The following is a 9,360-nucleotide window of genomic DNA, read 5'->3' as shown; positions in this document are numbered from 1 at the left end:
GTCCCCCCCTTATTAAGGGGGGCTAGGGGGGATCTGGCCTTAACTATTACGAGATCGATCGTACTCTTGTCCCCCCCTTATTAAGGGGGGCTAGGGGGGATCTGGCCTTAACTATTACGAGATCGATCGTACTCTTGTCCCCCCCCTTATTAAGGAAGCTTAGGGGAGGTCTAGCCCTAAGAATGACGATCGCACGCACCCAACAACTCCTGACAAACTCCCTCGAAACACTGCAACACATCAACATTCGTAAACCTGACAACTTGCAGTCCATACCCCTCGAAAATCCCTGTTCTTTCCGCATCATATTGTTTCCCCTGTTCAGTAAAATGACTCTCGCCATCAACCTCAATTACCAATCTTAAAGCAGCACAATAAAAATCTACAATAAAATTGTCGATCGGTCGCTGTCTCAAAACTCTAAAAGGGAAATTTCTCAGAAAATCTTCCCAAAGTTTCTTTTCGGCTGGAGTTGGATTTTTCCGAAGTTCCTTGGCGATAGGGATGAGTTTTGGGTTGTAAGGTAGGTGGAAATTCGAGTCGTTTAATTTGGTCATCATCCTCCTAATCTTGGATTGATACCCCCTAACCCCCCTTAAGAAGGGGGGGACATGAAGCACTCAAAGTCCCCCTTCTTAAGGGGGATTTAGGGGGATCTCCGGGGGACAAGAGTTTAACTGCCTAATCTAATCTCAAACATCATAAATCAACACTCCAAAATATTTAAAATCGTCCTACTAAATTAGCCACCATTAATCCTAGTACAACCGGCTGAATCGGCTTAACCATATGCCTTTGAAAACCAGCTTCGATCGCCCTTTCGCGTTCTTTATCGCCCGCATAGGCAGTCAGCGCCGCTGCGGGGATTTCTCCTCCGGCTTCCGCAGCAAGAGCTCGCACTTCTCGAATTAAGAAATACCCATCTTCCTCTGGCATTCCAATATCGGAGATTAGCACGTCGTATCTGCCCGGATTTTCAGTCAAAGCAGCGATCGCACTTCTGGCAGATGCAACTGCCAAAACCTCCGCCCCGTAGCCTTCAAGCACAAATTGTAAAAAGTCGCGGGTATCGATCTGATCGTCTACGGCTAAGATGTGCAAGCCTTCTAGAGAGGGGACGCGATCGCTAGAGGCGTTTAAAGGCCCTACCAAAGCAGTTGACTTTAAATCGATCACCGATGTCAACTCTGGAGGTAGCGATCGCAACGGCAATCTCACAGTCATTGTAGTTCCTTGTTCTTCACCCGGACTTTCGGCTTGCACCGTTCCCCCGTGCAATTCAACCAGGTGACGCACGATCGACAAACCCAATCCCAGCCCTTGATTCCCTTTAACGCTGCTGGAATCGCCTTGATGGAAACGATCGAAAATATACCGCAAAAATTGTGCCCCAATGCCTTTTCCCGTATCGCTGACTCGAAGTTGAGCATGATTCTCGATCGTCGATAGCAGGATTTCCACTCGTCCCCCCGCCGGAGTAAACTTAATCGAGTTAGACAGAAGATTCCACACAACTTGCTGCAAGCGATTGATATCCCCTAAAACAGTCGTAGGAATCAACTGCGAAACAATTTGAATGTTTTTGGCTTCGGCGGATAATTGCACCCCCTCCAGCGCAGCTTGCACCACTAACCGCAGATCGATCGGACAAATGCACAGTTGAAGCTTGCCACTCGTAATCCGGGAAATATCCAGGATATCTTCGATTAACTGAGATTGCGCCCTCGCGCTGCGCTCGATCACCTCTAAAGCCTTAGTAACGGCTGGTTCCTTTAATTTCCCGGAACGCAGAATTTGTGACCAGCCCAGGATCGGAGTCAAAGGATTGCGTAATTCGTGGGAGAGATTCGCCAGAAATTCATCTTTACTACGGTTGGCGGTTTCTGCCTGGTGGCGGGCCAACTGTTCCTGCTGTAATAACTGCGATCGTACTGTCTCCAACTGCTTGCGCTGCGTGATATCCTCGATCGACAACAGAATCATTAAAGCTTGATCTTCTCTTTCAAGTTTACAAGCATTCAGCAGCATGGTTTTGGGCCCGATCTTATCAAACAGGTGATCCAACTCAAAGTTTTCAAGCTGAACATCACTAACCAGAATATCTTCCAGAATCCATCGCACTTGGGGGATATTCCACTGCCCGTTGCCTAGCTCAAATAGCGAAGATTTTGCTGTTTCTGACGGTGAAACCTGAAACATTTCATAAAACGATCGATTTGCTTTATTCACTCGGAAATCAGCATCTAGGACGACTAAAGGCGTTTGCACAGTTTCCACAATGGTTTCAGCATAATTTCGGGCCTCCTCCAAGGTTCTGGCACTGCGTTTAAGAGCATCAATATCGAGCAAAACCATCACCACACCGTCAATCTGATTTTCCGTTGTCCGGTAAGGACGAATGCGGAGGTTGTACCAATATCCCGATAAAGTTTGAATTTCTTGTTCTTTCGTCTGGAGAGTATCAATCACCTCCAAAATCATCTGTTCCAAGTTAGGAACGTTCAGAGTTGAGCGAATGTCGCTAAAGGGTCGTCCAACATCTGTAGGAATCACACTAAAAATTTGCTGTGCCGTTGGCGTAAAGCGTCGAATCTGTAAATCGTTTGTCAGCATTAAGATAGGGATATTGATACTGGAAAGCAAATTTATCAGATCGTTATTGACCAGGCTTTGTTCAATATTGCGGCTGCGAAGTTCATCATTAGTGGTAGTGAGTTCCTCATTAGTGGCTTGAATCTCTTCTTTGGCAGTTTCTAACTCCTCATTGGTGCTTTGCAACTCCTCGTTGCTGGATAGGATTTCTTCGTTCGCAACTTTGAGGTCTTGGTTGAGACTTTCCTGATCCTGGATCACCGCTTGCAGTTGGGCTTGAGCCGCAGTTTTTTCTTGGTTAGCGGCTGCAAGTTGCTGCCTCAGCAGCTCAATTTCGCGCACTAAATCAGGTTGCTCGAAGTTTTCAGAAGGGAGAGTGCTGAAGTTAAGCACCGAAGGTGAAGCCTCTTCAAATACCACCAAAAAGTAGCGTCCTTCGGCCGCCTGTGGCTGGAACGGAATCACCTCAAAATTGACGATACTCGATCGTCCGCCCGATTCAAGCAATACCCTTTCTTTCCTAACGGTTACGTTCTCCGTTTGTGCCTGATAAATCGCGGTGCGAAGCTCAACCAGCAAGCCTGCCCTTGCCATTGCCAGCAAGTTTAAGTCGGGCGTTCCAGCTACCACTCTCAAGTAAGGATCGATGTCTCCCCGCACTTGCAGGATTTTCATCTGCTCGTTGACAACCACACTGGCTGGGGCATATCGATTTAAAATCAGTTGGTCAGTTTCTTGTTGTAAATCCAAGCTATCCGTAAAATTGTTTTTCACTTCCTCCCGTTCACGTGCTTTAGCGACGGGATATGAACTCGGCGTAAACGAAAAATTGGGACGAGTAGCAGTCAACTTTTTGGCATAAATTTTAGACTTTTTATCCACTGAAGTAAACAAGTAGGAAAATTCTCCGGTACTCTCAGAAGTGCCTAACAGGAGAAAGCCCGTTGGCTTAAGACTGTAATGGAAAATCGGCATCACTTTTTTTTGCAATGACTCTCCCAAGTAGATCAGCACATTGCGACAGCTAACTAAATCGATATTGGAAAAAGGCGGGTCGCTGCCTAAGTCTTGTCGGGCAAATACACACAGTTCGCGGACTGCCTTGCTGATTCTATAGCTACCTCTTGCTTCGGCAATAAAGAAACGAGTACGTCGTTCTGGTGAAACATCTACCATCTGGTTTTCTGAGTAGACGCCAGACCTCGCTTTGTTGATAGCGTGTTCGCCAATGTCCGTGGCAAAAATCTGGATCGGTGGCTGGATGACTTGATCGCTCAAAAACTCTAACAAGCAAATCGCGATCGAATAAACTTCTTCACCTGTCGAACATCCCGCCACCCAAATCCGAATCGGAGTTTCGGCCGATTTATTTTGGGTAATCGTGGGGAAAACCAGTTCTTTTAACTTTTCAAAGGCTTCGGCGTCACGGAAGAAACTGGTAACGTGGATCAGGATTTCTTCATACAGGGCTGTGACTTCAGCCGAATTGTATCGAAGATGTTGGGCGTAATCATTCAAGCTTTCCAGCTTGTACAACACCATCCGTCGCTGGATGCGTCGAGCGATCGTCCTGGGTTTGTACTGGCTAAAATCAACGCCTGTGGTGGATTTCAGCAGCGCAAAAATAGTGGCCAGGGCATCTCCGTGTTCGGGCGATTCCTCAACTTTTGTCATGGCAAGCGGGCCAGTGAGAAGGGGATTGTGACTATAGTTTGCCAGTTCCTCGGCAATTTTTTCCGGTGGCAGAACGAAATCGACATTTCCTGTGGCAACAGCGGTATTCGGCATACTATCGAATTTTGCTGTGTCTTGACATTGAGCAAAAGTCATGCCTCCGGCTGCTTTGATTGCCTTGAGCCCGAGTGAACCGTCTCCGTCTCCCCCGGATAAAACTACGGCGATCGCTTTGTGCCCCCGATCGATCGCCAATGAGGTAAAAAACGCATCTCCCGGCATATATTTGCCATAAATCTTCTCGCGCGGTGATAGTTGCAGCACGCCTTTATATACCACCATCTTGGTGTTCGGCGGAATAACATAGACTTGATTGGGTTCTACAGCTACGCCGTCTTCTACCTCATTAACAGGCATTTGCGTCGTTCTCGCGAGAATCTCGCTCAGCAGACTTTTGTGATTGGGGTCTAAATGCTGAATCAGCACAAACGCCATACCCGTATCGCTCGGTAAATGGCTCAGTAACTGCGTGAATGCTTCCAACCCTCCTGCTGAGGCGGCAATCCCAACAATGGGAAAGGGGGCATCGGTTTCGGTTAATTGTTCGCAATCGAGGGCGACTGGTGCGATGGCTTCGAGTGTATTTTCTGGAGATAATTGAGGAGAAGTCATGCTATGAAGTCGAGGACTTCAGCTATTCAGCAACCTACAGTTCTCGCAAGGTGCCGCTGAAGAACCCGTACTATACTTAAGTATACCTTAAGTTATAGGTATTATGCGACTCATTTAATGAGTAAGTATACTGTTGGAGTCATTATCTTCTGAGCGCGATCGAACAACTCTATCTGCTGTTGGGGCGATCGTAACGAGAGGCTAGCAATAACTACTTATATTTGTTTACCTACTTAGCTTTTTTTAGCGACAAGTGTAGCAGACAGCGGGATTACTGATTCCGTATTAATTCTAGCAGTATAAGCGACTTGTGCGCCTTGTATGCCCTTTAAATCTTCAACTCGTTTGTGAATTTCGGACACTCCAGCAGCTTTTAATGCTGTCAAAAATGCTTGGTCGCTGTAAACATCTTCGGAAAACGAAACTTCGTCACTTTTAGAAAGATTTTGAATCCTGGCAGCTTTGTTGACTGTGGAGCCAAAATAGTCGATCGAATTATTGAGATTTACGAGCAAAGCCGTACCTCGGTGAATACCAATTCTGACTTGAATCCACTCTGCTTGTTGGCGAGTTGAATTGTATTTCCTGAAACTAGCCACAGCATCGGTGGCTGTCATAATTGCTTGTTCGTTGCTGATAAAAGAAGCCATGACGGCATCGCCGATGGTTTTAATTACTTTTCCGCCAAATTTCTCGATCGACTCAAAGAAAATTTCAAAATGATCGCGGACAATATTGTAAGCTTTGGTATCTCCCAGTGTTTCGTACATTCTGGTAGAACCGGTAATATCAGTAAACATAATAGTAATCGCCCGAATCTTGACTCGCTCTCTTTCCGATATTACTTGATCGCCAAACAAACGCTTATAATCCGGGTGATGAAGCAGTTGCATTCCTGACAGCCGCAGGGGCAGTTGTTCTAATGTCAGTTCATCGGGCAATTGATCTGAATGCAAAATCAGCCCGGACAAATTGTGTTCGGTATTAGTTAATTCAAGCTTAACTTTTCCCGGACGCACGGCGAGCTCTTTTTTGTCAAAATCTGGGCCGGCTAACTGCTGGAGTTTAATTTCTTGTATGGCTTCTGTTTCTTCGCCTTCAACCTTTAAAATCCCTTTAGCTAAAGTTAGGGGACAGCAGTAGCGGTATCTACCTTCTTCTAAGGTGACAATCTCTGATTCGGTGCAGTATAAAGGCGTTACCAGTTGCAGTTTGCTCTGGAGTACGGGAGGGGGAGCGCAGACGGGCCGCAGTTGCGGGTCTTCGATTTCTTTGTTCAGGGAAAAAGTAACTTCGACACGATCGAGCAAATCAATTTTAAACTCGCGATCGCACATCGGGCAAAAAGACATTTCTGATGTGTCTGCCAAATCTTTAAATTCTTCTGTAATCATGTTGCAGTGGGGGCAGTGAATATCCCAGTGCAAGTCGAAGACGCCGGCTTTCACTCCGTGCAGAAATTCGGAAGTAATTTTTTTAACATTCTTGACTGTATCGCCTGCTACGTAGTAAGGATTAATTCTCAATCTCTGCAAAATGTGGGAACCGGTTAACCAGTTTTCGATTTGGTCGATCGTTCCTTTGCTCGAATTGGGACGTTTTTTTAGCTGTTCTAATTTTTCTTTTAATAGTTCGATGTTCATGATCCACTTGCCTTTGAGCGTCAGGGCAAGAAATTTCTAAGTATTATTTTGTGTAATTTGCTTGTGTAGTTTGTTTTTGCCTGACAATGCTGATGAGTTTGCACTTGTGCGGAGGTCCCTGATGTTTGTAAATCTTAACAAATTAGCAGCGTAAAGGCTAGGTTTATTTAGGCAGATTGATCGCGCTGCCACTTTTTTTGATTCAAAGTGCGATCGCTGCATCGGTCTACAGAAATAGGTTAAATCTCGGTAATTAAGAATGGGGAATTGGCAACTGGGAATTGTCAACCACCGAGCAGCGACTAATGACTAATGACTAATGACTAATGACTACTGACTAATGACTAACTCAAAAAAAAAGAGGGAAAATTCCCTCTTTTAATCACACTAACTGTGATGTTATTCTTCTGTCGCAGGAGGGATTTCTTCCTCTACATCTAATACTGCTTCGGGTGCTGCTTCGGGTGCTGCTTCGGGTGCTGCTTCGGGTGCTGCTTCGGGTGCTGCTTCGGGTGCTGCTTCGGGTGCTACTTCCGGCAGATCCTCTTCCATTGCTGAGGGTACATCTTCGAGTTCGTCGGAGAAGTCATCAGCATCAGTTGAGTCTACAGGAATGTCTATGCCTGCTTTAGCTTGCTTTTGAGCCAGCATTTTCTCGCGGAACTTAGCTGCCATTTCCTCAGCTTTTTCGTATACCAATTCGCGATTTTTGACCATCGCGCCCGGTTCCGGTTCCAACTGCTTGGTGGAGAGAGAAATCCGGCCCCTCTCGGCATCCAAGTCAATGATCATCACTTTCACTTCGTCGTTGACATTGAAAACGCTATGAGGCGTATCGATGTGATCGTGCGAAATTTCCGAGATGTGCAGCAAGCCACTGACGCCGCCGATATCGATAAAGGCACCGTAAGGCTTGATACCGCGTACTGTACCGATGACGACTTCCCCAACTTCGAGGCGGTTCATCTTGCGCTCAACTAAGGCGCGACGATGACTCAACACGAGGCGGTTGCGGTCTTCGTCTACCTCTAAGAATTTTAATGGTAATTCTTCGGCGACTAATTCTTCCTTCGGTTTGCGGGTACTGATGTGAGAACCGGGAATAAAGCCTCGCAAGCCTTCTATTCTCACGAGTGCGCCGCCGCGGTTGGTGGCAAATACTTGCGATCGTACTGTGGCATCTTCTGCTTGCAGTTGTCGCACTCTTTCCCACGCCCGCATATATTCGATGCGCCGGATGGACAGGGTTAATTGTCCGTCTTCATTTTCATCGGTTAGAATGAAAAATTCTCTGGTTTCGTTTGATTGCAATACCTCTTCAGGGCTTTCCACTCGATTGATGGACATTTCCTGAATGGGAATGTAAGCTGCTGTTTTAGCACCGATATCAATCAGAGCGCCCCTCGGTTCTATACTAAAAACTGTACCCGCTACTACATCGCCCGGGCTAAAGTGATAGTCATATTTATCAAGTAGGGCTGCAAAATCTTCGTGAGTAAAGCCGATGTCTTTGACTGTGGTTTTGAGATTGACCATGCGAATAGTTTCCTAGGATTTCTCTCCTTCATGTTTTTCGTTTGTGCCGGCAGATATTCGAGATTTTGGTGAAAAAGCGATTAACTTTTTTCAAAATCTTTTACTAAAGTCAGTTTTCGCTAACTTTTGCCAGGTGCAACTGCACACCAGCGCTTGCCATTACTGTTACTCCATACTCTGTGTTAAAACGTTGAATCTTAACATTCCGAGTCAAGTAGACTATTTTGACACTCTCAGGTATAAATAAACTGAGATTCTTCGTTCAACGAGCCGACTTGCTGGCGACAGGATTACTCCAGTCTAAGTAGAGGTCGGTTTCTCCAGAAGCGTAAATTTCGGTATGTCCTACCGTATTTAATTAGTCACCGAGCTTTAGTTAGGTTTTGTTCAAATGCGAGCTTTCCTAAACTGCAACACCGTTAGGTGTGACTACGCACTCAACTAATCCAGTTAAGTTTTTACGTTGTCTAGTTATACTCTATTTTAGACCGATGACGATCATATCACACCCAGCACTGTTACTGAGAAAAAAGAACACTCGCTCGAATGAGAGTCCCTTGAGTCGCTATTCCTCCGGGCCTTCATCGGGACACGGTTTTCAATCTCAAGCGAATATTTCTCTAAATTAATTTAAGCGAGCTTAGCTGGGAGTTGCACAGGATGCTGGGCTTTCTCGATCGACTGCTTCGGAATCCGGCAAATCTGCGTCAAAATTTGTCCCTGTTTCTGTATCTTCAGCTTCGTTGAGGGGATTCTGAAGGTGATTTAGGGTATCTACAAAATCTCGGATGCCTCGAAATTGCCGATATACCGAGGCAAAACGGACATAAGCGACTTCGCTGAGCGGCCGCAGGTGCAACAGCACCAGTTCCCCTATTTCTGAACTGGCGATCTCTCGGAGCGATCGACCTTGGAGTTGGGCCTCAATTTCTTCTGCCAGAGTTTCGAGATGCCCCGAAGACAAACCGGTTTTTTCGCAGGCCCGAATCAATCCCCTAACTAATTTTGACCTGTCAAAAGATTCGCGCTTGCCGTCCCGCTTGATCACCGTAATCGGCACAAATTCTATGCGTTCGTAAGTTGTGAAGCGGTGCTGGCAGTTCAAACACTCACGCCGCCGACGGATGCTTTGACCTGATTCGGCTGAACGCGATTCTAAAACGCGACTATTTGTGTGTTGGCAGGAGGAACAGCGCATGATTGCTGATTTTAAAAGGCATGGCCAGCAAATGGCCATTCATCT

The 9,360-nt window shown here is 46.2% G+C and carries 5 protein-coding genes; all 5 read right to left on the bottom strand.

Going from position 1 to position 9,360, the window contains the following annotated elements; all coding sequences use genetic code 11:
* Positions 1–176: 176 nt before the first annotated feature.
* The 5 genes from QUA03_RS07095 to nrdR all read right to left on the bottom strand — a co-directional run bounded on the left by QUA03_RS07095 (position 177) and on the right by nrdR (position 9,315).
* Positions 177–560, bottom strand: a complete 384-nt coding sequence (locus QUA03_RS07095; protein WP_333159538.1) for an endonuclease domain-containing protein — start codon at positions 558–560, stop codon at positions 177–179.
* Positions 561–723: 163 nt separating this feature from the next.
* Complete coding sequence (locus QUA03_RS07090) at positions 724–4,938, bottom strand: chemotaxis protein CheB (protein WP_333210819.1); 4,215 nt, start codon at positions 4,936–4,938, stop codon at positions 724–726.
* Between the two features lie 233 nt (positions 4,939–5,171).
* Positions 5,172–6,581 carry an adenylate/guanylate cyclase domain-containing protein gene (locus tag QUA03_RS07085; RefSeq protein ID WP_333210818.1) on the bottom strand — a complete coding sequence of 470 codons (1,410 nt, stop codon included), beginning with the start codon at positions 6,579–6,581 and terminating at the stop codon, positions 5,172–5,174.
* Positions 6,582–6,980: 399 nt separating this feature from the next.
* A complete protein-coding gene (locus QUA03_RS07080) occupies positions 6,981–8,117 on the bottom strand; it encodes a 30S ribosomal protein S1 (protein WP_333210816.1) in 1,137 nt (378 codons plus the stop codon).
* A gap of 640 nt (positions 8,118–8,757) precedes the next feature.
* Positions 8,758–9,315, bottom strand: a complete 558-nt coding sequence (nrdR, locus tag QUA03_RS07075; protein ID WP_333051824.1) for a transcriptional regulator NrdR — start codon at positions 9,313–9,315, stop codon at positions 8,758–8,760.
* Positions 9,316–9,360 lie beyond the last annotated feature (45 nt).

The sequence above is a fragment of the Microcoleus sp. S36b_A4 genome (assembly GCF_036700645.1).
Lineage (GTDB): Bacteria > Cyanobacteriota > Cyanobacteriia > Cyanobacteriales > Microcoleaceae > Microcoleus.
Note: the sequence above shows the minus strand (reverse complement) of the source record. Positions and strands in the feature narration are given on the sequence as shown.